Source organism: Nocardiopsis sp. iso_186, from assembly GCF_056173365.1.
Window position 1 is genome coordinate 4,257,338 of sequence record NZ_CM149670.1, and the last position, 23,950, is coordinate 4,281,287.

Below are 23,950 nucleotides of genomic sequence, written 5' to 3' on the forward strand. Positions count from 1 at the left end.
TTGCGGCCACGCCGAATCACCCGGATCACCACCGGGTATGCACCTCGGCCACGTGTCCGGACCCCACACGGTACGGTGCTGCCGGTCCGCACTCTCCCCCCGCGGACCGGCCGTGAGCGGCCCCGCCGAAACCGTCAACGGAGCCGCGCTCAGGGCAGTTGGCCGACGTAGGCCAACGCCTGACGCAACAGCACCCCCTGGCCGCCGGTCATCTCCGCCTGGACCTCGGGGCTGGCGGCCTCCTCGACGCTGAACCAGACCAGGTCCAGCGCGTCCTGACGGGGCTGGCAGTCGCCCGCCACCGGCACGACGTAGGCCAGCGACACCGCGTGCTGGCGGGGATCGTGGAACTTCGTCACCCCCGGCGTCGGGAAGTACTCGGCGATGGTGAACGGCTGCGGCGAGACGGGGATCTGCGGGAGCGCCATCGGACCGAGGTCCTTCTCCAGATGGCGCAGCAGGGCGTCCCGGATGCGCTCGTGGTAGAGCACCCGGCCCGAGACCAGCGCACGGCTGATCGACCCGTCGGGCGCCACGCGCAACAGCAGGCCGACGTGGGTCACCGCCCCCGAGTCGTCGGTGCGCACCGGTACCGCGTCAACATAGAGGATCGGCAGCCGCCCGCGGACCGCTTCGAGCTCGTCACGGGAGAACCACTCGGGCGTGGTGTCGGTCGTTTCGGTCATTTGGCCGTTGTACCCCATGAGGCTGTTGTGGCACCTACGGGCCCCTATCGGTTCGTACCGGGAGGTTGATCTGCGTCACGCCGGAGCAGGCGGGAAGGCGGGCGATGGTGCCGCCTGGACGTCCGGTTCGGCGGCTGGGACGGGACTTCGGGCGCAGGCCCGGCACGAAGGGAGCAGCAGCCGCCGGTGCGGGCCGACCGTGTCACCGGCCTCCCGCGTGGAAGTGCTCGCCCGCCCCGTCCGATGCCCCTGCCGGCTGACACGAATCGAACGGTCGGGCCACGCTGTGCCCGACCGTCAACCGACCCGCTCGCCGCATTGCCCCGGCCGGACAACGGGCGACACACGGCCGCCCCGTACCGGAGCCGCCAGGACAGCCCTTTCATTCCCACCAGTCACTCCCGCCCCGTCGGCACCAAAAAGCCGTCGATTCACCAGGAAAACGAGAATCAAGCGGCAACGGCCAACGATTGTCCGGCCGCCGGTCCACGGAGAAGAATTTTCTCCATGGCGAAGAAAAGAAAAAAGAGCGCCCTTTGGCGCTATTGGGGATATCTGCCCTTCACCGGTGCACTGCTGGGCTGGCTCAACCCCGAGATCGGCCCGGCCGTGGTCATGGGGCTGGCCGCTGTCTCGACCGTCTATTTCCTCTTCCAGGCCCCGACCCCCTGCGGCGCACCCAATCGGAAGGCCGGCCAGAGCTGCCGCAACAACGCGTCGGGGCTCCTGCTCGGCTGCTACCTCCAGGACCACAAGTGGCGCAGGGCGGGAATGCTGGCGCACCGCCACCGGTGGGCGGAACTCGCGGCGTCCTTCGGCGGAGGATGGCGAACCGCGCTGCCCGTCCTCGCCGAGACGGCGACGGTCGTCTCCGGCATCTCGGCTGCCATCGTCTACTTCGTGCCCCAAGCAAAATAATCGGTTTCGCGTATTCGGGCTCCACGGGCGGCAATGATTGCGAAGGGCGCGAAGAACTGCTTACGGGGAGCCTTTTCACTGTTCAACCGGAAAACCACACGGCGAGGAATGACAATGAGCGACGAAACCAGTTCCTTCGGCACCGAACTCCGCCGGCAGCGCGTCGCGGCGGGGCTGTCCCTTTCCGGGCTCGCCGAGGCCACGCACTACAGCAAGAGCCACCTCAGCAAGGTGGAGACCGGCCGCAAAGCTCCTTCCGGCCCTCTGGCCCGGGCCTGTGACACGGCACTGGGCGCCGGAGGGCGGTTGACAGCCCTGGTCGAGACATCCGGGCGGCGGGCCGCCCCGTCCTCGCCCGAGCCCCCCGGGCACGGCGGACCGTGGACGGCGACGCACGGATTCCCGGCGGCCTCCCTTCCGGGCGCGGCTGCCATCGGCGCGCAGGCGCTACTGGGAACGGGACTGACGGGGAGGGGCCGCGAGCCGTCCTTGCACTCGGCCGACACGCTCAGGGTGTACCGCACGATGTTCGACCACCTTCGGCTCCTCGGCCAGCAGACCAGTCCCGCCACGGTGCTGCCCAGCGTCGTCGCACAGACGCACGCGCTCTCCCTCCTCGCCAAGAACTCCGGCCCCGAGTTGGGCACGGCCGCCCTCATGCTCGCCGCCAGGCACGCCGAGTACAGCGGGTGGATGGCCCAGGAGGCGGGCGACGATCCCGCGGCACTGTGGTGGACCGACCAGGCGGTGGAGATGGCGACGGCATCGGGTGACGGCCGACTGCACGCCTACGCCCTCATCAGGCGCGCCTGCATCGCCATGTACGCCCACGACGGGCTGACGACCATCGAACTGGGGCGGCGCGCGCGGGCCGCCGCCACAGCATCGCCCCGGGTGCGGGCCATAGCCGCCGAACGAGAAGCGCAGGGCCACGCACTGGTGGGCGACTATGACAGCTGCCGACGTGCACTGGACCACGCGGCCACGGCCGCAGAAGGGGATACCGGGGAGGAGGAAGACGCCCCGGTCCTCGGATCATCGACGGTGCGCAACCGGCTCTCCGTCGTCACCGGCTGGTGCATGTACGACGTGGGGCGCCCGGCAGAAGCCGCAGCCGTACTGGAACCGGCCCTGGACCAGATCCCGATGGGCGCGGTACGCGCACGGACCAGGTTCGGAATGCGGCTGGCCCTGGCCCACGCGGGGAGCGGCAGCATCGACCGTGCCTGCGATCTGGCCCACGGGCTGCTCGACGGGGTGGACGCGATCGACTCGGCGACCGTCGCACACGACGTGCGGCAGCTCTCCCGTACCCTCGCCCGCTGGCACACCGATCCGGCGGTGCGGGGGCTCACGCCACGCCTGGCGCGGGCCCTGAACCGGTCGCCCAGGTGAAGCCGTGGGGCGGGGATCGCTCCCCGCCCCACCGTCCGCGGCTAGACGGAAGGGCCGGGTTCCCTGGGATTGTCCCGCCCGGGTTGCTCCGGAACGCTCCCGCTGTCCGGAGCATCGACCGCTGTGTCGTCCTCGTCGTCAACGGCATCGAAAAGGCCGGGCTCTTGTTCGGTGGAAAGTTCGGCCGCCTGGTATTTCTCGCGGAGCTGCCTGGCGAGGTCGGGCTGCCCGTAGACGCTCAACAGACCGGCGAACCGGTCGGTGAAGCCGTCCCGGTCCATCTCGTCCCCGTCTGCCCCGACCTTGTCAACGATCGCGCTGGCGTGGTCCATAACGCTCCAGGACACCCGGGGCGCCTCCTCCCGCGCCAACCACGCGGGGACCGACGCGTCGGCGGGCGACCAGTCCGGGTGCTCCCGCACCGCGTTTGCGCGGAACTCCTCCAGTCGCGCCGAACTGTTCGCGGCAGCCGAGAGTTCACCGAGGATGTCAACCATCTTCACGGTCTCCTCGACCTTCGAGGGGTCCTTGGCGAACCACCACGCGACCGCGTTCTCCTGAGAGGCCAGGACATCACCGCCGTAGTAGGCGCGCTGATCGCGCTCGTGCTCGCGCGTGTGCTTCCAGACGTCGCGTTCCTTGCGGACATCGGCAAACCAGCGCAGCCGCTCGACGTCCCTCTCCGGAAGGACGAGAGCGACATTCTCCGCCCATGCCTCGCACTGGCCGCGGGAGTCGCCCGCCGGCTCACCGAGCAGGGCGGCGAGGCGACGTTCGGCCAGCTCCGGCAGATCGGGCGACAGCGTGGCCGCGAGCTGCGCGGCGCGGCCGAGGACCAGTTCGGCGGCGAGCGCCGCCAGGTTCCGGTGGGCATCCCCCGGAGCAATGCGTTCCTTGTGACAGACGGTCGCCGAGAAGACGAAGACGTAGTCCTCCTGCGCGCTGGGCAGACCGATCTCCCTCATCTGCTTCCGGTGCACCGGATCGGGCTCCGGCAGCGAAACAGCGACGGGGACCGCCTCCACCGGCTCCGGCTCGATATCGAATTGACTCCGCGGTTCCATGTCCGGATCGCCGAGAACCCCGGTTGCCACGACGGTAAGGCCGATCACGACCAGGGCGATCGGGGCCCAGAGCAGGGTCCACCAGGCGAGGAAGAACGCCATGACCAGAGGGACGAGTACGGCGCTGAGCGCCAGCACCACCAGTCCGACCGTTTTCTTCGTTTCCATGTCAACCCACCTCCGCGTTCTCGCGCGCGCTGCTCGTGGGCAGCGGCGCCAATCCCTGCGCCCTGTCAACGCGCTCGATCAGTTCGGCCACGGCGCGGACCCGCTCGCCCTTGTTCGAGTGTTCCGAGGCCAGCGCCCAGCGGCGCGCGACGGCATAGAGGCGGTTGACACGCTCCGCCTCCTGGCCGGCTTCGACGAGTACGTCGAGGAGAAGGCCCGCCGCGCCGTCGGCGGCGCACGCCTCCAGGAAGCGTTCGGTGTAGTGGCGCAAAGCCTCGTCGTCACCCAACGCCGCGGCGATCCCTCTGACCGCATCGGCGCGGACCCGCTGCTCGGTGGCAAACGGGCCGCCTCTGCCCCGGGCGAGCATCCGATCGGGCCGGGTCAACGGCACCAACAGTTCGAGGTCGGCCTGCCGGTGCGCACCGTCGATCGCGGCGGCGATCCGGTTGAGCAGCAGGCGGTACAGGCCCGGTTTCTCCGTGAGCTCCAGGAGCGCGGACACCGCCGACTCCCGGACCTTTGGGTCTTTGTTCCTGGCAAGGTGGTGAAGTCGCACCAGCGCTTCGTCGGGCCAGCGAGAAGCGATCGCGTCCGCCGAGACACCGATAAGGACTTGGGCCAGCTCCGGAGCGAGTGCTTTCTCTGTGGCCCAGGCGTAAACCCGGCGACGCGCGGCCCAACCCGCTTCGGAGTCGGTGAGAAGTCTGGCTAATACGTGGGCGGCCTGTGGAGCAAGGGACTGGCCCCGTCCCTGGCCGACGGCCCAACGCCTTACTTGACCGAAGAGGTCGTCGAGAAATCCGAGACGCAGACATTGGCCGGCGAAACGTTCCGCCACCGCGTCACGATCAGTGGGTGTCAGGCGAGCAACACGTATACACCGATCCACCCACCGTTGGAACACCGGTGTGAGGTCGGGATGACCGTCCCAAAAGCATTCCAGGACAGCCTCGGCGTAACCGAGCCGGGTGAACTCCACGGTCCGATCCGACCGTATCCGTACGTCGAGCGCCACGAGCTGATCAGGAAACAGCCGCCGCTCCAGCGGCGGGGTGTCCGGTACCGGTGTTCGAAGAAATCCCATCAACTCGTGTGCGGCCGCGAAGACCGTCTCGATGTTGCCGCCGTTGAGTAACGCCGCCGACAACAGCACCGCGCGTTCCCAGCTGCTGGCCAGGCCGGCGATCGCCCTTGCTGCCTCACCTCTGCGTTCGGACAGCGCGTCCAACGCGTCGGTGAGCCAACCCTTGGTTCCGGCATTTGGTGCGGCCAGGCAGGCATCGTGAACGAGGCGCGCCAGGTGCGCTACCTCGCCGAGCCGGGCCTCAACCGCCCACTTGGCGACCGGGTGGGATCTCAGCTGTCCGCTGTCGAAGTCGGTGCCGTGGCTGCGCAGATGGCGTTCCAGCACTCGAACCCCGTCCGGGCGCCCCAACCGGGCCACCAGGTGACGGAACTCGTCGGCCACCTCGTAGTCCTGATCATGGGGGATCACGACGACGAGGTAGGCGTCATTGACCCGCAGAGCGTCACGATAGGTCTCCAACCGCGGCTGGATCCCGGAAAATGCGCCCTGCTGATCGCCTGACAAATCGAGCAGGAGGCGGTCGCCCTGACGCAGGGTCTCCGTGTCGAGGACACGCTCCGGCTCGGCAAATCCTGCGGCGCTGTCCTCGGGGAGTTCCCGGAACCCGGCGTCGGAATCGCCTACCGACTCCAGCAGCACCACCGCCGCGGTACGCCGACCGCTTCCGGGTGTTCCGGAGAGGACGACCAAGCGATTCTTCAACAGGATCGAGCGCGCTGTGAGATAGCCGGCAGGTGCGACGAAGTAGGTACTACTGCGGTAACGCTGATCCTGGGTGATCAGACGCAGAGGTTTGTTCCTGCGTACCCGACCATTGACTTCCCTGTAGGAACCACTCAGGCCCAGGAGCTGGAAGGTGTTGTACTGGTCGCCGCTGCCGGTGTGCGCTGGGCCGTCAACCGCCCCGACCGAGGTCATGACGCTCTCGTAGAGCTGCCTGTCGGGGCCGGTCCCGTCTTCGGTCTGCTCAGTGCTCACCGCGTACCGCCGTCGCGCGGCTGCGGGGCGGAAGCGTGGTGCATGCCCCCGTGGTTGTCGCCGGCCACGTAGTTGACGCCGCCGCTCCCGGTGAACTGCGGACCGTTCACCTGCGTTCCGCTTCCGGTGTGCAGGGGGCCGTTCGCGGTACCGATGACGGTGCCGTGGTTGATCCCCACATCACCGGTGCCGCCCGAGCGGTTGTCGATCGAGTCGCGCCCCTGTTTCCCGCTTCCGTGCAGGTCGCGGATCGTGTTCCGATCACCGCGGCCGTCGGATCCGCTATCGGTGCCAGAACTGCGGTCCACCAGGCCCGGTACCGCCTCGGCGACCTTCTCCACGAGCCGTTCGATGTCGGCGTCGGCGTTGCGGTGGCTGAACCTGACGTACTGGCATTTCCTCAACGGCTCCAGGTCCTCGGGGAGGCCGTGTCTCGGCAGGCGCTGCTGCGCACCGATGAACACCGGGACCACCCGGATCCCGTAGGCGAACGCCTCGACGATCTCCCGTCGCGTCCAGTCGCCGGGGTCGTCGAGGGCTCGGCCCCCACGGCCGTCGCCCGCGTCGAACCAGGCCGGACCGATGACGGCCAGCAGCAGATCGCTGCGGCGCACAGCGTTCAGGAGCTCACGCTCGAAATCGTCTCCCGGCCGGATCGACTTGCTGGCGCGAAAGATCTCCCGGGTGCCGAAACGGTGGGAAAGCTCCCGGTCGATGAGGGTGGCGCTGGCCTCCTCGTCCCCGGTCCGGTAGTTGATGAACACTCGGGACACAGCGGTCCCTCCTCTTCTTCGTCGAGACTGCCCGCGGTGGGGCCGGTCCGGCGTGCCCGGGCCTTCCCACCCAACGACACACCCGTGGAACAGCAGAGCCCCGGTGAAACCGTTGTCGGAAAAGCTGCGGTCTTTCAGGCACGGCAATGGCTTTCGGAAGCGGCTCGCGTTGCGGGGAAACGGTCCGCACGCCGTCGGGTCTCACGTTGACAGAAATTGGGAGAAGCACGAACCGGTTTCCCGCACCCTTGTCGATGGCCAACAGGAAACCGCGAAAATCTCCGACTCGATCAACGCATCCCTTCTATATTCACCATTCAGGAAGCACGAAAGCATCTCTGAATCCAGACGAAACGCCCGAAGGCCGCACAGGACGGCGGACGGTCGCCCGTGAACAGGACGGACGCTTCGCAAACGCTCCCTCGAACGGACCGGAACATCCTTGATTCTCCTCCCCGATCCGGTCAATTTTTTCCTCCCACCGACCAGACTCAACGATCGCAAAAGAAACGCTCACTCAAGCAACGATAAAACACCGAAAAGAAGCCAAGAAAGTCGAGTTACTGATGAATCCCCCTCTTTTTTCCACAAGGCGTTCTCCCACCCCCCATCAGACACGTTGACACGACGAGGTGACGCCGCTGCTGTGCGCGACGGCCTTCGCCCGCCCGGACCGGCTCTCGAAAGCGGCCAAGTGGTCGCGTGAACAGGCGCTGCACGCCGCGGAGAAAGTGGGGGACAGGATGCGCGGCAGGTACCGCCTGTTCGCCGTCCTGCGCCCCAAACCGGAACCGGAATTCTCTGTCGGCGACGAACGGACCCGCGACCCCGGGGTCGTGATCGGCGACGCCTACGCTCGGTGGGTCCTGCGCCGGGTGGCGGGGGCCGATCGCCCGGTGCCCGTCATCGGGTTCGACCAGGCCGAGGTTGTCAACGCCTGCCGTCACGGCGCAGCGCTCGGCCGGCAACGCCGACTGTTGATCACGTGTGTTCCGGTCCTGTGCTCAATTGCCCCGGCCGTCGGTGCACTCACCCTTCCCTGGACCGGTGCCGTCCTCCTCGTACTGCTGTGGGCCGTGTTCTTCTCCGACCGGGTCCGGGCCCAGTACGCGGCGCACACCCTGCTGAAGGACTTCGGTTCACGTACTCCGGCGGTTCTCGGTCCGCCCCCGGACAACGGGGTGTCGGCGCTTCCCTACGCGCTGGAGAAGAAGGACAACGGCTACCGGCGGGAGAGCCGGTTCGTCGGCGCCGGCCTGGAGGTGTGGCGGCCGTTGACCATCGCCGTTGACGTCACGAAAGGGCTCCGGGGCCCCAGCCCGCACGACCCCCGCTCCGAGTACACCGAATCCGCGCTCACCGCACTGCTCGACCGGTTCTCCGGCGGCACGACGCTGGAGCCCAAGGATTTCACCCTCACCGAGCTGTACGAGCACGTGGCCCGTGACCTCGCCCGCACGGTGGCCTCCCCGGACAACCCCGCCGACCATCGGGGCGTGGACGTCATCGGCATCTGGGGAACATCCCACGCCGCGTGGGGGGACATCGACGACACGGCCTGGGACGACATGCCCCCGGTGACGGAAGGGCTCGCCCCCGGAGACACCGCCCCCGACAGCAGGATGGCCCGCCCCTATCTGTGGGCGCGCGTCACCAGTTGGTCGGGCTCCCTCACCGTCTCGGTCCTCGTGCGTTTCGTGCGCCGGGAAGAGTACGTGCGCGTCGTGGTGATCCCACAGGTGGTGGCGCCTGTCGTCAACGAGGTCTCCGCCCCGGACGCCGGTTCCCCGTCGCGGCTGCCGTGGCTGGTGACCGCGGCCGCGCAGGCCATTGGAGACGTGGTGGCGCTGGGCGGCAGCCTGGTCGTCCGGCGACCGCCAAGCGCCCCGGAGATCGACTCCGGGGCCGGGCCCGTGAGTCTGCGCGAGGCGTACAGCAAGCGCCGGGTCGAGGACATGCACATGAAGGACGACACCGACTTCCAGGCCGCGACGCTCCAGCGAAGGGTCTTCGCGTCAGTGGACCGGTTCCTTCAGGAGCACGACATCGACGTCGAGGACTACCGGCAGGCGACAACGAACGCGATCGTCAACTTCGGGGTGATCGGCGACAAATTCACCGGACCCGTGCAGAACAACGCGATGGGCGACAACAACACCCAGCACAACCAGCAGGGAGAGGCCGCGTGAAGCCACACCTCGGAGGGGTCGGCGTCAACCACGGCGTGGTGGCCGGCACCGTCAACGGGGCCGTGCAGAACAACCCGTTCGCGCATGGAAGCACCCAGGTCAACCAGGCGGCCGGCGATCCGACCGCGATCCTGACGGCTGCCCGCACGCAGGCCGGGCACGTTCGCGACGCACTGCGCCGACTGGCCGCGGACGGCGACCGCGACGCCTGCCTGGCCCTCGACGATCTCGCGGAGGTGACGGCCCGGCTCACCCCGCCCGTGACCGACCACGGGGCGCTGCACGCGGGACTCGACCGGCTCGTGCGGCGGTGCGCCGTACTGCCGACCGGGGTCGATGCCCTCGGACCGCTACGGGAGGCGGTGGAGGCGGCCGTGCAGGGGTGACGGGCGGACGGCGGACGGTTTCTCCCCCGGCCGTTGGCCTCGCCCCGGTTTCCTGCCCGTCCTGGAACGACCGCTCGTTGTCCGCTTGCCCGGGCCGGCCTTCAAGGCATCGGTGACCTGGGGAACCGTTTTTGCGACCAGGCGGCACGATCACAGCCGCCATCATGGCGTGGTCGGAGCAGGTCCCAGGTTCAGCGGGCCGTCGGGCCGACCCGACCGCGTCGATGTCGCGTTCTTGGAGTCGCGGCAGGAGACCGCGGATACGGGCGTCAGCTTCTTCCCGAACACCGCCTTCATCAAATTTGATGATGAGACCCAGTCCTGATTCACACCACTCCGTTTAGTTGTCAATCAGCGACGAAGCACTCACGCTGAGCTCAAAAATCGCCCGGCCCGAGACTCACTGAACCCCCTCAAAACACACAAAAGCAATAGGCCGCATTCTGGCAGCTTCGGTGCCCTCATCGGGCGAGAGCAGCGGGGAAAGCCGGGCTCCGTCAGAACCGGGAGTCGCGGGCGTAGGCCAGGCGCAACCGGCGGGCGACGTTGCGTGCCCCCGCCGCCCCTGGATGCGACGAGGGGTGGGACTGCCGGGGGCGCCCCGTCCCCTCGGCGGACACCGCTTCCGGGTCCGCCCCGCCGGGCGGGGCGCTCTCGGCGTGGGCGAAGGACAGGGTTGCCTGCGCGGGCGGGAGACCGCCCAGGGGCAGCGTCTCCTGCACGGTGTCCCAGGGCAGAACGGTGTCCCAGGGCAGGATGGTGGAGGGCGCGGCGGGTTCCGTGTCGTCCGGGTCAGCTTCGTCGGCTGCTCCGGTTTCGCGGTCAACGGCGTCCGGCGCCTCGGGGAAGGTCTGGCCGGGGGTGTGGACGTCGGTCGCGGTGGCGGCGACGAGCCGGTAGCGCGCCTCCTGCGGGGTGAGTCCGGCCGCGGCGACGAGCCCCAGTAGTTCGTCGGCCGTCTCGCTCAACGAGGGGCGCCGCGCCGGTTCGTGGTCCAGCATCCGGGCCAGCAGCGGGCGCAGCGCGGCGGGCGCCCCGGTGAGGTCGGGAGCGGTGTCCGGTGTGCCGATCTTGTAGATGAGGGCGATCTGGGTGGCCGCGCTGTAGGGGAACCGTCCGGTGACCGCGAAGTGCAGGCAGACACCGAGGGCGTAGACGTCGGCGGCCGGAGTGAGCTTTTCTCCGTTGACCTGCTCGGGGGCCATGCAGATGGGCGTTCCCACCGGTGCGCCCGTGTGGGTGAGTTTGGCCTTGCGCTCGGCGAGCACCGCCAGACCGAAGTCGATGATCGTCGGGCCGTCCGGAGCGAGCATGATGTTGGCCGGTTTGAGGTCGCGGTGCAGCATCTTCTCCTGGTGCAGCACCCGCAGCCCTTCCACGAGAAGCGCGCCGAGACTGGCCGCCAACTCGACCGTCAGCACCCCCCGCCGGTCAACCTGCTGTTGCAGGGACCTTCCGGGGACGTAGGCCATGGCGAGCCACGGCGTCCGGGCCAACGGATCGGCGTCGATCAGTCCGGCGACGTTGGGCCCGTAGACCTTCTTCATCGCCTCGACCTCCTGCGCGAACCGCGCACGGATCTTGTCCCCGCCGAGACCGTCCCTGATGACCTTGATCGCCACCAGCTGCCCGGCGGGCGACTCCCCGAAGTAGACCTGCCCCATGCCACCGGTTCCGAGCCGGCCCCGCAGCGTGAAGCGCCCGATGGCCGTCGGATCGTCGGGGGCGAGATCGAGGAAGGTCATGGTCTCCAGCCTTGCGGTCCGGTGGGGCGACCGCGTCGTCGGGCCGCGCGGGCGCGGCGCACGCCCAGGGCATTCCTACCAGAGGCGCAAAGCGGGTGCGGCCCGTCGCGGCCGCATCGGGCCGCCCGGCCCTTCGGCGCCCGGCCAGGGCACCGCACCTCTACCGCACGTCCGCGTCGAGCGCCTCCGCGCGCTCCCTGAGGTCGGCGCCCTGTTCGTCGCCGAGGTCGTCCAGGAGTTCCACGGCCGCCCGCAGGTGTCCGCGCGCCTCATCGGTGCGGCCGAGCCCGGCGCAGGCCTCGGCGGTGCCGATGAGCGCGCGGGCCTCGTTGCGGCGGTCACCGAAGGAACGGAAGGCCGAGAGGGAGTGGGCGAGGTGGTCCAGGACCTCGCCCCAGCGTTGGTCGGCGGCCAGGGCGCGGGCCATCGCGCAGCCGCCCCACGCCACGCTCCAGGCGTCGCCGACCTCGCGGAACAACCCGACGGCGCGCGCGTAGCCCGCGACCGCGCCGCCGGTGTCCGAGAGCGCGAGACGGCAGTCGCCCAAGGTGAGCAGCGCCATGCCCGCGCCCCGACGCTCCCCGCCCGACGCGAACACGTCGAGCGCGCGTTGCGCGATATGGGCCGCTTCGGCGTGGTCCCCGCGCTCGTGCAGCAGGACGGCGGTCTGGCGCAGCGCGAAACCCTCCACCCAGCGGTCCCCCGAACGCGCGCCGCCCTCGGCAGCCGCCCGGTAGTCCCCCAGGGCCTCCTCCGTACGTGTGAGCAGCCAGTTGACGTCGCCCAGGCCGAGCCGGTTGCAGGCCAGGCCGTGCTGGTCCCCGACCGCCTCGGCGGCGGTGACCCCCAGCACGTGGACGTCGCGCCACTGGGTCCAGTGTCCGCGCATCTCGAAGAACCCGTACATGACGGCGGGGAGGCGCCAGGCGAGGTCGTGGAACCCGTTGTCCAGGGCTGTGCGAACGGCGGCCACGAGGTTCTCGCGCTCCGTCTCGAACCAGTCCATGGCCTCATCCACGCCGTCGAACCCGAGGGGGCGCCAAGTCCCCTCGTTCTGCGGCAGCGGCACCCGGTGGAAGGCGGGCAGGATGACGCGGTGCCCGCCTTCCACGGTGCCCAGATACCAGACCAGGACGGCGCGCAGCGCCCTTTCGCGATCGTGTGGCTCCTCGTCCAGTTCGGCGCGCTCGGCCGCGTACAGGCGCAGCAGGTCGTGCAGCCGGTAGCGGTCGGCCGTGGTCTCGGTGACGAGGTGCACCCGCACCAGCCGGTCCAGCAGCCGTCCGGCCGTGGGCACGTCCACCTCGGCGAGCGCGGCGCAGGCGTGGACACCGGCCTCCGGCCCGGGGTGGAGGCCGAGCCGGCGGAACAGCCGCGCCGCGTCGGGGTCGAGGTCGCGGTAGGAGGCGGCGAAGACCGCGCGCACGTCACTCAACTCGTCGTCCTCCGTTCGCAGTGCGTCGAGCCGCCGCCGCTGGTCGTCGAGTTCGGCTGCGAAGCGGGCGAGCGAGCGACCGGGGCGGGCGGTGAGTCGCTCGGCGGTGATGCGCAGTGCCAGGGGCAGGAACGCGCAGTGCCGGGCGAGTCGGAGCGCCGCGTTCACATCGGCGTCGATTCGATCGGCCCCGGCCACGTGCCGCAGCAACGCGAGGGACTCCTCGGGGGAAAGGATGTCGAGCACCATTCGGCGAGCCCCTTCCCGTGTGACGAGACCGGCCAGACTGCTCCTGCTGGTGACGATCACCAGACATCCGGGCGAGGCCGGGAGTAGCGGACGGACCTGGTCGGCGCTGGCCGCGTTGTCGATGAGAACGAGAACGCGGCGCCCGGCCAGGAGCGACCGGTACAGCGCGGCACGACCACCGAGGTCGGCCGGTATCCGTTCGGGTGCCACGTCCAGACAGCGCAGGAGCGAGTCCAACGCCTGGGCGGCCTCGACCCGTGGCCCGGGACCGTAACCGCGCATGTCGATGTAGAGGTCGCCGCCGGTGAAGTGGGAGCGCGCGGTGTGGGCCCAGGAGACCGCGAGCGCTGTCTTGCCGACCCCCGGAGTGCCCGCGATGGCGGAGATGGCGGAACCGCGCGGCGCCTCGTTCCCGCCCTCTCCCTCCTGCCGGACGAGCGCGTCGAGCAGGGCGATCTGAACACTGCGGTTGACGAACCCGCGGGTCGCGAGTGGAAGCTGTCGGGGCACCACGACCACGGATTCCGGTGCCCCCAGGTGGATCCCACCGTGGACGACTCCGGCCTGGACCACCGTCCCATCAGCGTCGCCGTGGATCGTGTTGTCGGTCATGGGGTGCTGCTCCGGGCGTTCAGACAGGGGAGGACGCCGGTCTGCGCATCAGGTCGTCGAACCCCGCCGCGTAGTCGGCGAAGGGAACGGACAGGTGGACGGCGTGGTCGCGCGCGGCGTTGGCGGCGACAACCTGGGCGGGATCGGCCACGATCTCGGCCCGGACGAACGCATCATCATCGGCGTAGTCCATGCGCACCAGGAGTGCGGAGTCGAAGAGCCAGTAGTCGAAGCGAGGCATACCCTGCGGCCAGGTTCCTTCGGGCACGGCGACGACACGTACGTCCTCCCCGGCTGCCACCGTGTGCCGGTAACACCACGCGCATTCGAACCGCACGTAGTCCGACAGCGGTTCGGTGACGACGTGCACCCGGTGGAAACGTTTGCCGACGGCGGTGGCCGCCTCGACCCGCTCCGCCCATTCGGCGATTCCGGGAAACGCGCCGCGCGCCTGGCCGGAGCGGAACCGGGCGAACTCCTCCATCTCGTAGGAGACCCCGTACCCCTGCCGGGCTTCGAGGCGATAGGCAGTGTGCGAGAAATCGTCGAACAGTCCCTGGAAACCAGGATCGTCCAGCGACTCGAATACGGTGGCCAATGCCGCTCTCTCCTTGTTTACCCTTGTTGACGGGCCCGGTAGCGCTCGACGGCCCCGATCAGCACCTCGGGAGCGATCCGCACAGCGGTCTCACCGGGCAGCGGGTTCTCCAGCGCGGCGAGGTCGTCCGAGCCGAGCTGGACCCCCTGGACGACCAGCTCACCGGTGTCGGCGAGGTAGACGCTTGGGCACCCCGAGGCGCCCGACCCGCCGTCCTTGAAGAGCATCGTGAGTTCCATCCGGTCCTCTTTTCAGTTGTGTGGTGATCCCGGGCCTATGCCATTCCCGAAACCTGGACGAGGCTAACGGAAACCGCGTAAGAAAAGGACGCTGAGCGACTTCCGAACCGAGTCCGCGCTCATGAATATCCAGGATTGCGCACGACAGACGCGCCCAGCTCCGCCGTCATGTCTTCTTCGGAGTCAAGACATCGATCTGGAAACGCACTGGGCCCTCATCCTCATGACCCAAAACGCCATTCGGGTACGGATATCGCGCGACCGAAACTCAATGACGCGATGGGGAGCACGACCGTGAGCAAGGCTCTCCGCTCCGGTTATCATCACCCCGCTGCACCTGCCTCTTGCGCTCCACCCATTGGTCGGACGTCGATCCCTTCTTCGATAACGCCCCGCCCATCCTTTCCGGCTTCACCATCCCGCGCGGATTAAGGACAAAGCTGCTCGAAATCTGCGTCACGCCTCGATCGACGCGGAAAACGCCAAAGAATCCGATGCGCACTGGCCACTACACTGCGCACGCGGGAAACTGAAGGCACCCGCATCCCGGCGACCTCGTGGAGGGCGACGGGGCGCAGCCGCCCCTCCAGCCCTCTCGGTACCGGCTCCCGAACGGCTGCCCCGAAGAGCCGAGGCAGGGCCGTCCCGGAAGAACTCCTAGGGTCAACCACAGCATTTCTTGTACTTGCGGCCGGACGCGCACCAGCACGACTGGTTGCTCTCGGGCGGCCACACCGGGAAGTCCCCGCCACGCTCGTACACGGTGAGAGTGGCCTCGGACCGGACGTCGGTGGTGAGGGTGTCGATCCCGTGCTCGACGGCGTACTCGTGGATCTTCGCCATGGTCATCGGGACGTCCTCACCCCGGGAGAAATCGGTATCGCGGCGCATCCGCCACCGGTCCAACTCGACCTCGCGGAAGTAGAGGTCGGGCGTCAGGAACACGTCGTCGCCCATTCCGAGGATCAGCCCCTCGGCGTGCGCGGCCATGACGTCGGCCCGGACGATGTGCGACAGGACGGGGCGCCGAGGCCGGACGGCCTCGTCGTCCCACACCTGTTCGGGCCCCACGCCTGGTCGGGGCCGTCCGGCGCCGGCCCCATCCGCGCGCGCAGCCCCGACCGCCATCTGGCGGCCAGCAGGTCCGCCATGTTGCCGATGTCCGTGATGTCGTCCCCCTGGGCGAGCACATCCGCGAGCCCTCGATCGGACCAGCGCAGCGCCTGCCGCAACTCGCCCCGTTCATCCAGGAACTCCGCGACCAGCGCAGCCACATCCCGCATCTCGGCTCCCAGATCCCCCATCCGGTCGAGAAGGGCGTCGGCCTCCTCGTCGCGTCCGAGGGCGTACAGGCTCTCCAGCCGGTGGAGGTAGGCGTACCCAACGTCCGTGGTCCCGGTGTGCTCCTCGATGATCCGGTCGGTCAACGCGATGGCCGACTCGAACAGTCCGATCGACTGCAATTTTCCCGCTGTCTCCACCATGATCTCGGCGGCGGACTCGGGGTACTGCCCGGCCTCGCGTTCCATGTCCCGCAGGAGAGTGGCGTCTTGCTTGTCGTCGGCTCGCTGTCGCATGACCACAGGCCAACGAGGGCGGGCGAGCCCGTGTCCGGCTTCGGGCGAAGCCCCTCGTACGCGTCGCGTGCAGGCGGGTGGAACCACCCGACGGTCTTTGCCGGCCAGGCACCGGGCCGGGCGACCACACCGGGGTCAGTGGGATGACGCAACCGTGCCGTCGGCCTGTTCGTCGGCTTTGCCGTCCTCGTGCGGAGGCCGCGCCGTGACGAACTCCGTGATCCACAGCCGTTTTCCGTCACCGCAGGTGACGGGGAGTCCGTCGGCCGGTTCGAGGCTGGTGCGCTTCACGTGCAGCCAGGTGTCTCCGACCTCGGCGACCGGACGGTCAGGCGAACGCATGAAGCGATGGGTCCGGACCTGGTCGTGGATGGTGCGGGCGTCGTCGGACCAGCGGACGACGGAGAACGCGTCTTCCATGAACCCGGCGTAGCCGGCCCTGGAGTGGTCCTGCGGCTCGCCCGCGTGACCGGCTGTTACCCGGTCCAGCGCTGTACTCAGCAATTCGTGGACGACGGGCATCGCCTCCGCGCAGTAGGCCGCCCAGCTGATGTCGTTGACGAGGGGAACGCCGCCGCGCTGGGCGAGAATGTTGCCGGTGTCGAAATCGGCGTCCATCCGGTGCACGGTGATGCCGCCGGTCGGGTCGCCGTTGCGAATAGCCCACAGCAGTGGGGCCGGTCCGCGATATTCGGGCAGCATCGAGACATGGATGTTGAGCGCGCCGAGTCGTGGAATCTCCAGCACGTTCGGCGGAAGTTTCCACGCGAAACCGAAGACCACCAAAAGGTCGATCCGGTAACTCTTCAGCAGTGAAGCAAGGCCGCTCATGCTCCCGGGGAGGAGGAGGTCCATTCCCGGGGGGACGGAATCGAGAATCGACGCCGCCGTCTCACCGGCGTCGTCGAGATTCGGTCCACCGGAACGCAGGGAACGGCCGTAGAAATAGGCGACCGGAAGATGGCCGGAATCCGTGCACGCCGCATGGATCGTGGAGAATTCGGCGGGCCCCGAAGAAATCACACCGATACGAAGAGGGGACGACATCTCTCTTTTTCCGTACAGAAATGACAGTGGTGGAATTCGGCCCGATCGTCAGGTCACGGTGTACTCGCCGTGCGGGATCCCCAACGCCCAGACCGATTCGAACGCATCGGTACACAGTTGGGCCACCCGGGGATCAGTGCTCAGTTCGTTGCCGATCCAGCCGCCGTCCCCGGTGAAATGGTTGAACAGCACGGTGGTGCCGTCGAAGATCCAGCAGTCGTTGCCCGGCAGCGCCAGGCCCGAGGCGCGGGTGCGGGGCAGCCAGCGGACGTCTTCCCCGGCCGCGATGTTCTGGGGCGTTCCCTCGTGTTCGAACCGGATGTACTCGGTGACCGGTTCGGAGACGATTCGCGCCCGGCGCAGCCGTACCCCGCGTGCCGAAGTGGCCCGCATCAGGTCGAGCCAGCCGGCCTTGCTCTCGGCGTCCTGCTCGGGGCCCCACGCGCCGGCCCGCCACTTCTCGATGTCGGCCCGCTCCTCCGCCACCGCGTAGTGATCGCGCATTTCCAGGTGGCAGGCCGATTCACGACAGGTGGTGAAAAGCCGGGCCCAGCCTTGCGCGTCAAGCGACTCCATTCACATCATCCTTCGGCATGTGGGAGAACAGGGAGGCAGGAACGCGGACGACCGTTTCTCCGTCGGGGATTGTCATCTGTGCGAGATCGGCCGGATCGCTGACCAGGTAGCCCTGCACGATGAAATCGCCGCTTTCCTCGTCTCTGTACAATCGTGGCGAACCGCCTTGACCGGTGGCACCACCGACAAAAGCAATTTTCATGATCGTCTCTCACTATCCGATTTTCCCGGGTCTTCCCACGGTATTACAACAGGAAAACTCGGTCAATCTCCGACCACCCTACCGTTCGGGCCGCCGTCGTAGAGTGTGAATCCTGTATCCCCCGGCCACGATGGGCCAAAAAAGCCACGTGCCCATCCCTCCGATGGATTTCCCGATTCGACACATCTGCTTCAGGGGTCCTCCGGCCGACGATGCGAAACAGGTGAAAGGGAGAGGACGTGACAAAGAGGCGCGGCGGTCCCGAATCCGAACCGGTTCCCGATGCCGGTGCGGCCGCGACGAACGACCTCTCGGGCTCGGCCGACAATGTGGTCCAAGCCGGTGAGATCCGTGGTGGCGTGCACTTCCACTCCGCAGTGCCCGTCCCCAGGAACCGCCCGGCGCAACTGCCGGGCGACGTTCACGGGTTCGTCAACCGCGCCAACGAACTGAGGTCGCTGGACGCCCTGGTGAAGAAGCCATCTGGCACCTGTGACCCCGCATCATGCATCGCCGTCGTCGTCGGCACGGCCGGTGTGGGCAAGACGTCGCTCGTCATCCACTGGGCGCATCGGGTCAAGGATCGCTTTCCTGACGGGCAGTTGTACGTCAACCTGCACGGATACGCTCCAGGACCGCCAGTGGCCGCCACCGATGTCCTCGGCCGGTTCCTGCACGCATTGGAGGTGCCGGTGGAACGCGTCCCCGCCGGCGAGGAGCCACGCGCGGAGCTTTTTCGTTCGGTGACGGCCGGGCGCCGCGTACTCATCGTTTTGGACAACTCGGCCGTAGCAGGCCAGATCCGGCCACTCCTTCCCGGTTCCCCGGACTGCCTGGTGGTCATTACGAGCCGCACGCGGATGTCGGGTTTGGTGATCCGGGAAGGGGCACATCGTGTAAGTGTGGAAACGCTTTCGCTGGCCGAATCCGTGCGGTTGCTGCGCACAGTCATTTCCCACTACCGCACCGATGACGACGACACGGAGCTGGCCGAGCTGGCACGCCTGTGCGCCCGGCTGCCGCTGGCCCTTCGGATCGTGGCCGAACGGGCATCGGCACGGCCCCGCATGCCGTTACGGGACCTGATCACCGACCTGCGCGACGAGTCCGGGCTATGGGACGCACTGTCGGCGGACGGGGAGGGTGAGGAAGCCGACGCGGTACGTGCGGTGTTCGCCTGGTCCTACCGCGCGCTCGCCCCCCACGCCGCACGGATGTTCCGGCTGTTGGGGCTGCACCCCGGGCCTGATCTCGGGGTGGAGGCAGCCGCAGCCCTCATGGCGACCACGCCGGTCCGTGCCAGACGCCACCTCGACACCCTGGCAGGCGCGCATCTGCTGCAAGAGTGCGGTCACGACCGCTACCAGTTCCACGATCTGCTCCGTGCCTACGCAGTCGATCAAGCCCAGCGTGAGGAACCGGCAGAGGACCGGGACGCCGCGCTGGGACGTGTCCTCGGCTGGTATCTGCACTCCGCTGCCGCCGCCGCCCGAGCCGGCTCGTGCATGTACACGATGCCGCTGGTCCTGGAACCGGTGGACGACCGCGTCGAGCCGATGGCCTTCGCGGACGGGAAGGCGGCGATCGCCTGGTACGAGACCGAGCGCGACAACCTCACCAGCGCGGTCCGCGTCGCCGGTGCCGCCGGGATGGACCGGATCGCCTGGCAGGTCCCCGCCGTCCTGACGATGGTCATCGCGGACCGGGAGCCGGCCGACACCTGGCTGCCGATCCAGCGAGCGGCCCTTGAGTCCGCCCGCCGGGCAGGAGACCGGTACGGGGAGGCGATCACCCTGGACAACCTCGGCATCGCCCACCGGCACCTGTACCGACTGACCGAGGCCGCGGAATGCTTCGACGACGCGCTGAGGATCTTCCGGGAACTCGGGGACGTGTTCGGGCACGCCCGAGCCGCCAACGGCCTTGGCGTGACCCACATGTTCGCGCACCGCCTCGACGACGCCACGGCCTGTTTCGAGCGGGCGCTGGAGCAGGTGCGCACACTCGGTGATCCGGTCTTCATCGGCGCCTTCACCCGCAACCTCGGATGGGCGTCCCTCGAACGCGGGGACCTCGACGGGGCCGAAGCGCTGCTGAACCGTTCGGCCGCCGTCCTGGCCGATGCGCGAGAACCGCTGGAGCAGGCCGAAGCACTGACCCTTCTGGCCGCCGTGCACCGGGAAGCGGGACGGCTGGAAGCGGCGAACCGGATGGCGGAGCGGGCGTTGGCCCTCGCGGGCGAGGCCGACGGCACACTGTTCGCTTCCCTCGCCCTCCTGGAACTGGGCCGCATCGCCCTCGCCCGAGGGGAAGGTGTGGAAGCGCTCGGCCATCTCCACCAGGCCGCGGCCCTGTTCCAGCGGGTCGGCCGCCCCGATCTTCAGGCAGCCGCCTGGGACGCGACCGGCGAGGCGTACCTGCTGGTCGGGCGCGTCGAGGACGCCGAAGCGTTTCATCGGCAGGCGTCCTTCGCGTTTCGCGGCAGGGACGACCGCTGGTCCCTGGCGCTCTCCCTGGCCCGCCTGTCGGTGGCGCTGACCAGGCGGGGGTCACTGTCCGAGGCACGGGAACACCGACGTGAGGCCGTTCGACTGCTCGCGGAGTTCCCGGGAACGGCGGCACGGGCGAAGCGGTTCGAGGTGGAGGCCACCCAAGCGGGACCTGAGACTTCCGGGCCCGAGCGCTGACTCCCGGCTCATGACCGGGACCGCAGACCCCGGACGCCTCGACGAGGCGATGTCCGCACGGGCCGGCGGGTGGAGCATGGCGGCCCGGTCCCGGAGCGCCGTTCCGGCGTACCCCGGGGGCAACCGGCAGAACCGATCGCACCCTTGAGGATCTCCTGTCGTTTGAGGCGCCCCTGATCCACCCCTGACCCACCACCGTTTCCACTCATTCCCCTTCCCCGCAGCGCACCGAAGGCGCGGTATCCGCGACGAGAAGCACCGGGCGAGCCTCCACGCAGCGCACCAGCGCGTCAGCCGTCTCCCGCCGCTCGCCCCGTGCGGAGCCACCGGTTCCCCGGCACCGGGTTCCGACAAACGCTCCCCCGCCCCCTTGCAATAGAGCCACCGAACGCCGAAAGCGCCTTCGCCATGCCCTTCTCCGGCTCCGCCGACGCCCGACACGAACCCCTCCGGTACGGGTTCAGCCGACACGACATCGACGACCTCGCCGCGCTGGCCGCGTTGACCGCCCAATGGCCCGGCCACCTGGACTGGTCCACCCGGGCCGAGACGGCGTGGTCCGCCATCGCCGAACACCTCTACGCACGCGACGAGGCCCCCTCGCGGCGGGACCTCGTCGTCGCCGGGTGGGCCGCCATCGGCGACCACGCGCGCCGGGACAACTCGTTCCGGGGCCGCGCCTGGGGCTACGGGCGCGGGGCGACACCCAACTTCGCACGGTTCTGGACCGTGTCCGCCGGCCCTTCACCCGAACCGGAGAACCTGGTCGTGGAGCGAACCGCCCTCGGCCAGATCTGGGCCGCGCTGCCCCAACAGCACCGCCGCGTCCTGCTCGCCCTCGCCCAACACCACCACTACGCCGAGGCCGCCGCTGCCCTGGGCATGACGCAGGGCAGCTACTACTCACTGGTCTCGCGGGCCCGCAAGGCGTTCCTCGCGCTGTGGCACGAGGGCGAGACGCCGTCTCGCCCCTGGGGCAACGACGTGCGCGGGAAAGGGCCGAGGGCCAAGAACGTCACCGTGATCGCGGTGCGCCAACGCCTGCGCGACCGCCGCCCCGCCGACAAACCCAACGGCAGCCGCGCCGGACGCGACATCGGCGTGCCCGACAGCGTGCTCGCCGACCGCTACCGGGCGGGCGAGTCCCTGTCCGCCATCGGCGCGAGCGTGGGCCTCGGCCCCAACGCGGTGGCCGCCCGCGTCCGAAAGCAGCGGTGAGGGCGCGGCGAAAGGGCAGGCGAAGGCCATGGGCCAAGTGGAAGATTGTGGGCAGGGGCATTCACAGGATGCAGGCCGCTGCCCCTCCGTTCACCCTGACCAGAACCCCGACACCGCCACCAGCACATGTGGCGACGCATCAGCGAAGCGAACCCGGCACGTGCCACCGAGGGGAACACCGACCGCGACGCGGTGCGGCGCTGCGATACCTGCGACTCCTGAGGCGGCCCGGCCTTACCGCACGATGCTCTGTCCCGCTCGCGTCGGCCGCTGCGAGCCGGTACAGCACCGGTGATCTCGCGGCGTGAACGGGTCCTGGACGCGCCCCCGATCCGGGAACAACCCCCGAAAGCGTTCGGCGTATGAATCGGCATATAAAGGGGTGTCTTCAGCGGTACATCCGGGCCATCGACGTCGCCGATGTCGCGGGAAACACAGCGCAACCCTGCTCCGAACCGGCCCAGCGTCTTACTCAGCCCAGTCCCGACCGCCCTCGCGGCCCCTGCCGCACGAGGAAAGGATCTCCCGTGGCAATCCTCGTCGCCTTCGCCAGAACGGACGAGACCCCCGGCACCGTCTCCTACGCGTGCGGCTACAGCGGGAACCCTGCGGAGCACCGCTTCATCGTCAACACACGGACCGTGGAACTGCGGCGGACGGAGCCCGATGAGGAGGTTCCGCATGCGGTTCGCTGTGCCTGGACCACGGTGGTGCGCGTGTTCCGCGCGACCGGAACCTGGCCCGCGAGCGGCTCCTACTGCGCCTGACCGCTCCCCTCGGTGGACACGGACCTTCTACGCGGACCTGAGCGGTCTCCGAACCGCTCGGCGGCTTCCCTCTTGGCCGCGCCCCCGTTTCCGCTGGACGGCCGGAAGCGGTCACATCGTCTCTTTCACCGAGAGCCCGCAAAGCTTCTTGGCGAGCCGGTAGTCCGGTCGTCCCTCAAGCGGGGACGGGGGTTCCGCCGACTCGCGCGAACGCTATCCGAATGTCTCCCTGCGAACGGTTCCGCCGCAGGTCGGACAGGCAGGACCGGAGTCTGCGGCCCGACAGGCGATCGTCATAGCGCACCGATGAAAGTCCACCGGGTTCACCGTAAAGGAGAAAAGGGGTGACCGAATACGTCGGTGGCGGCCTTTTTCAGATGGAATGTTCGGGAAAGCCCGCCACCCGTTGTCAGATTGACGTGAATCATCCCCTAACGGTCGGATTCCGGTCGTTCGCCCCCAACAGAAAGCGACCCCTCGCGATGTCCTCTGTCGAACTCGACCACCCTGAATCGACGAACTCACCTGCTCCCTCGCCCGAGAACGACGCCGAGCTCACCGCCTTCCTGGAGGACCAGGAGTCGGAGTGGCTGGCGGAGCAGCTGATGCGGATCGCGGAGGAGGACCCAGTGGTCCGGGCGAGGCTGGCCGCGGCTGCGGGGTTCGACTCCGTGGTAGATGACACGCGCGACCTGTTGACCGGCGCGGTCCTCGCCCACCTTCCCGGTCTCTCGGAGGAGGGCGGCCCAAGCGGCGCCCCCGCTCGGCTCGACCGCACCCTGGAGACCCTGGACGACCTCGTCAACAACGGATACGCCGCCGAGGTACACGAACTCGCACGGGAGGCCCTGGAGCTCTACGCGAAGACCCACGGCGAGGACGAGAGCGAGCAATCGGAGCGTCTGCGCGGGTTCGCCGCCGTGACGGAGGCCGGGGTGTAGGTGCCCCTGATCCTCCTTCCTGGCCCCGCTGCTCCCGGGCCGCGCGGCACTACTGCTCGGCGTGCTCACGGCACCGGCGCGGGGACGCCTCGTCGGCCACCGGCCTGGTGGCCGACGAGGCGTCCCGGACGGCCGTGCTCGGTGCAGCGGTCGGAGGCTCCGCAGCGGACAGACCGGCCCCCGCGAACTGTCGGCCCCGCAGTCAGACGAGGAGACGGGGAGGAGGGGCGGGCCGTCTGCGCGCGAACGACGGACGCCCCGGCGGGAAAGGTCCGGCAGAAGGCTGTGGCAGCAGAGCGGACCGAGGATCGGCTATTCGGAACGGCCGGTGAATCCGCAAACGCTTCGGCATCCTTCGGACCTCGAAAAACAGCACCCGGGTTGCTTTGCGCGGCTTTGCCAGATACCCA

21 protein-coding genes are annotated in these 23,950 nt (G+C 68.9%); 8 read left to right on the forward strand and 13 right to left on the reverse strand.

Translation table 11 applies throughout. The features are described 5' to 3' along the window. Nucleotides 1-149 precede the first annotated feature (149 nt). Nucleotides 150-686: an NUDIX hydrolase family protein gene (locus AC0VYP_RS18695; RefSeq protein WP_285757370.1), complete on the reverse strand. Its 537-nt coding sequence runs from the start codon at nucleotides 684-686 to the stop codon at nucleotides 150-152. 507 nt (nucleotides 687-1,193) lie between these two features. On the opposite strand from AC0VYP_RS18695, the gene AC0VYP_RS18700 reads away from it, so the two are divergent. Next, nucleotides 1,194-1,604 (forward strand): hypothetical protein, encoded by a 411-nt coding sequence (locus AC0VYP_RS18700; RefSeq protein ID WP_285757371.1) that lies wholly within the window; start codon nucleotides 1,194-1,196, stop codon nucleotides 1,602-1,604. A 114-nt stretch (nucleotides 1,605-1,718) separates the two neighbouring features. Continuing rightward, complete coding sequence (locus AC0VYP_RS18705; RefSeq protein ID WP_475470979.1) at nucleotides 1,719-2,999, forward strand: helix-turn-helix domain-containing protein; 1,281 nt, start codon at nucleotides 1,719-1,721, stop codon at nucleotides 2,997-2,999. A gap of 41 nt (nucleotides 3,000-3,040) precedes the next feature. On the opposite strand, the gene AC0VYP_RS18710 is transcribed toward AC0VYP_RS18705, so the two are convergent. Genes AC0VYP_RS18710 through AC0VYP_RS18720 form a run of 3 tightly spaced genes read right to left on the reverse strand, consistent with a single transcriptional unit; the run spans nucleotide 3,041 to nucleotide 7,072 of the window. Further along, nucleotides 3,041-4,231: a hypothetical protein gene (locus AC0VYP_RS18710; protein ID WP_475470981.1), complete on the reverse strand. Its 1,191-nt coding sequence runs from the start codon at nucleotides 4,229-4,231 to the stop codon at nucleotides 3,041-3,043. Nucleotide 4,232: 1 nt separating this feature from the next. Next, a complete protein-coding gene (locus tag AC0VYP_RS18715) occupies nucleotides 4,233-6,299 on the reverse strand; it encodes a hypothetical protein (protein WP_285757374.1) in 2,067 nt (688 codons plus the stop codon). Continuing rightward, a complete protein-coding gene (locus AC0VYP_RS18720) occupies nucleotides 6,296-7,072 on the reverse strand; it encodes a toll/interleukin-1 receptor domain-containing protein (protein ID WP_475470983.1) in 777 nt (258 codons plus the stop codon). Before AC0VYP_RS18720 ends, AC0VYP_RS18715 begins: the two co-directional genes overlap by 4 nt. A gap of 632 nt (nucleotides 7,073-7,704) precedes the next feature. On the opposite strand from AC0VYP_RS18720, the gene AC0VYP_RS18725 reads away from it, so the two are divergent. Beyond that, nucleotides 7,705-9,261 (forward strand): hypothetical protein, encoded by a 1,557-nt coding sequence (locus tag AC0VYP_RS18725; RefSeq protein WP_475470985.1) that lies wholly within the window; start codon nucleotides 7,705-7,707, stop codon nucleotides 9,259-9,261. After that, nucleotides 9,258-9,647 (forward strand): hypothetical protein, encoded by a 390-nt coding sequence (locus AC0VYP_RS18730; RefSeq protein ID WP_475470987.1) that lies wholly within the window; start codon nucleotides 9,258-9,260, stop codon nucleotides 9,645-9,647. Before AC0VYP_RS18725 ends, AC0VYP_RS18730 begins: the two co-directional genes overlap by 4 nt. Before the next feature lie 497 nt (nucleotides 9,648-10,144). Here the strand turns inward: AC0VYP_RS18730 and AC0VYP_RS18735 are convergent, their stop codons facing one another. The 9 genes from AC0VYP_RS18735 to AC0VYP_RS18775 form a co-directional block, all read right to left on the reverse strand. Further along, on the reverse strand, nucleotides 10,145-11,392 hold the full coding sequence (locus AC0VYP_RS18735) for a serine/threonine-protein kinase (protein WP_285757378.1): 1,248 nt from the start codon (nucleotides 11,390-11,392) through the stop codon (nucleotides 10,145-10,147). Nucleotides 11,393-11,552: 160 nt separating this feature from the next. Next, nucleotides 11,553-13,688, reverse strand: a complete 2,136-nt coding sequence (locus AC0VYP_RS18740; RefSeq protein WP_475470989.1) for an ATP-binding protein — start codon at nucleotides 13,686-13,688, stop codon at nucleotides 11,553-11,555. Between the two features lie 19 nt (nucleotides 13,689-13,707). Further along, nucleotides 13,708-14,286, reverse strand: a complete 579-nt coding sequence (locus AC0VYP_RS18745; RefSeq protein WP_475470991.1) for a DUF6879 family protein — start codon at nucleotides 14,284-14,286, stop codon at nucleotides 13,708-13,710. Nucleotides 14,287-14,303: 17 nt separating this feature from the next. Then, nucleotides 14,304-14,525, reverse strand: coding sequence for a hypothetical protein (locus AC0VYP_RS18750; RefSeq protein WP_285757381.1), 222 nt, complete (start codon nucleotides 14,523-14,525; stop codon nucleotides 14,304-14,306). Nucleotides 14,526-15,188: 663 nt separating this feature from the next. Beyond that, the gene (locus tag AC0VYP_RS18755; RefSeq protein WP_475470993.1) at nucleotides 15,189-15,515 is read right to left on the reverse strand and encodes an SEC-C domain-containing protein; all 327 of its coding nucleotides are present in this window, start codon (nucleotides 15,513-15,515) and stop codon (nucleotides 15,189-15,191) included. Next, nucleotides 15,491-16,102 (reverse strand): hypothetical protein, encoded by a 612-nt coding sequence (locus AC0VYP_RS18760; protein WP_475470994.1) that lies wholly within the window; start codon nucleotides 16,100-16,102, stop codon nucleotides 15,491-15,493. Before AC0VYP_RS18760 ends, AC0VYP_RS18755 begins: the two co-directional genes overlap by 25 nt. 135 nt (nucleotides 16,103-16,237) lie before the next feature. After that, the gene (locus AC0VYP_RS18765; RefSeq protein ID WP_475470996.1) at nucleotides 16,238-17,149 is read right to left on the reverse strand and encodes a methionyl-tRNA formyltransferase; all 912 of its coding nucleotides are present in this window, start codon (nucleotides 17,147-17,149) and stop codon (nucleotides 16,238-16,240) included. Nucleotides 17,150-17,197: 48 nt separating this feature from the next. Further along, nucleotides 17,198-17,725: a DUF6879 family protein gene (locus tag AC0VYP_RS18770; RefSeq protein WP_475470998.1), complete on the reverse strand. Its 528-nt coding sequence runs from the start codon at nucleotides 17,723-17,725 to the stop codon at nucleotides 17,198-17,200. Continuing rightward, the gene (locus AC0VYP_RS18775; protein WP_475470999.1) at nucleotides 17,712-17,927 is read right to left on the reverse strand and encodes a hypothetical protein; all 216 of its coding nucleotides are present in this window, start codon (nucleotides 17,925-17,927) and stop codon (nucleotides 17,712-17,714) included. Before AC0VYP_RS18775 ends, AC0VYP_RS18770 begins: the two co-directional genes overlap by 14 nt. Nucleotides 17,928-18,166: 239 nt before the next feature. Here AC0VYP_RS18775 and AC0VYP_RS18780 point away from each other — a divergent pair, with 239 nt between their 5' ends. From AC0VYP_RS18780 to AC0VYP_RS18795, 4 genes are all read left to right on the forward strand, one after another. After that, nucleotides 18,167-20,614, forward strand: coding sequence for an ATP-binding protein (locus tag AC0VYP_RS18780; RefSeq protein WP_475471001.1), 2,448 nt, complete (start codon nucleotides 18,167-18,169; stop codon nucleotides 20,612-20,614). A 408-nt stretch (nucleotides 20,615-21,022) separates the two neighbouring features. Next, a complete protein-coding gene (locus tag AC0VYP_RS18785) occupies nucleotides 21,023-21,832 on the forward strand; it encodes a sigma factor-like helix-turn-helix DNA-binding protein (RefSeq protein WP_475471003.1) in 810 nt (269 codons plus the stop codon). Nucleotides 21,833-22,359: 527 nt separating this feature from the next. Beyond that, nucleotides 22,360-22,599, forward strand: coding sequence for a hypothetical protein (locus tag AC0VYP_RS18790; RefSeq protein WP_475471004.1), 240 nt, complete (start codon nucleotides 22,360-22,362; stop codon nucleotides 22,597-22,599). A gap of 482 nt (nucleotides 22,600-23,081) precedes the next feature. Further along, nucleotides 23,082-23,540, forward strand: a complete 459-nt coding sequence (locus tag AC0VYP_RS18795; protein ID WP_475471005.1) for a hypothetical protein — start codon at nucleotides 23,082-23,084, stop codon at nucleotides 23,538-23,540. Nucleotides 23,541-23,950: the final 410 nt, after the last annotated feature.

Coding starts and splice junctions, on each gene's coding strand:
- AC0VYP_RS18700 (WP_285757371.1), top strand. CDS start 1,194: ATGGCGAAGAAAAGAAAAAAGAGCGCCCTTTGGCGCTATTGGGGATAT.
- AC0VYP_RS18770 (WP_475470998.1), bottom strand. CDS start 17,725: ATGGAGTCGCTTGACGCGCAAGGCTGGGCCCGGCTTTTCACCACCTGT.
- AC0VYP_RS18775 (WP_475470999.1), bottom strand. CDS start 17,927: ATGAAAATTGCTTTTGTCGGTGGTGCCACCGGTCAAGGCGGTTCGCCA.
- AC0VYP_RS18755 (WP_475470993.1), bottom strand. CDS start 15,515: ATGGCCGCGCACGCCGAGGGGCTGATCCTCGGAATGGGCGACGACGTG.
- AC0VYP_RS18705 (WP_475470979.1), top strand. CDS start 1,719: ATGAGCGACGAAACCAGTTCCTTCGGCACCGAACTCCGCCGGCAGCGC.
- AC0VYP_RS18785 (WP_475471003.1), top strand. CDS start 21,023: ATGCCCTTCTCCGGCTCCGCCGACGCCCGACACGAACCCCTCCGGTAC.
- AC0VYP_RS18795 (WP_475471005.1), top strand. CDS start 23,082: ATGTCCTCTGTCGAACTCGACCACCCTGAATCGACGAACTCACCTGCT.
- AC0VYP_RS18695 (WP_285757370.1), bottom strand. CDS start 686: ATGACCGAAACGACCGACACCACGCCCGAGTGGTTCTCCCGTGACGAG.
- AC0VYP_RS18765 (WP_475470996.1), bottom strand. CDS start 17,149: ATGTCGTCCCCTCTTCGTATCGGTGTGATTTCTTCGGGGCCCGCCGAA.
- AC0VYP_RS18750 (WP_285757381.1), bottom strand. CDS start 14,525: ATGGAACTCACGATGCTCTTCAAGGACGGCGGGTCGGGCGCCTCGGGG.
- AC0VYP_RS18735 (WP_285757378.1), bottom strand. CDS start 11,392: ATGACCTTCCTCGATCTCGCCCCCGACGATCCGACGGCCATCGGGCGC.
- AC0VYP_RS18760 (WP_475470994.1), bottom strand. CDS start 16,102: ATGCGACAGCGAGCCGACGACAAGCAAGACGCCACTCTCCTGCGGGAC.
- AC0VYP_RS18710 (WP_475470981.1), bottom strand. CDS start 4,231: ATGGAAACGAAGAAAACGGTCGGACTGGTGGTGCTGGCGCTCAGCGCC.
- AC0VYP_RS18740 (WP_475470989.1), bottom strand. CDS start 13,688: ATGACCGACAACACGATCCACGGCGACGCTGATGGGACGGTGGTCCAG.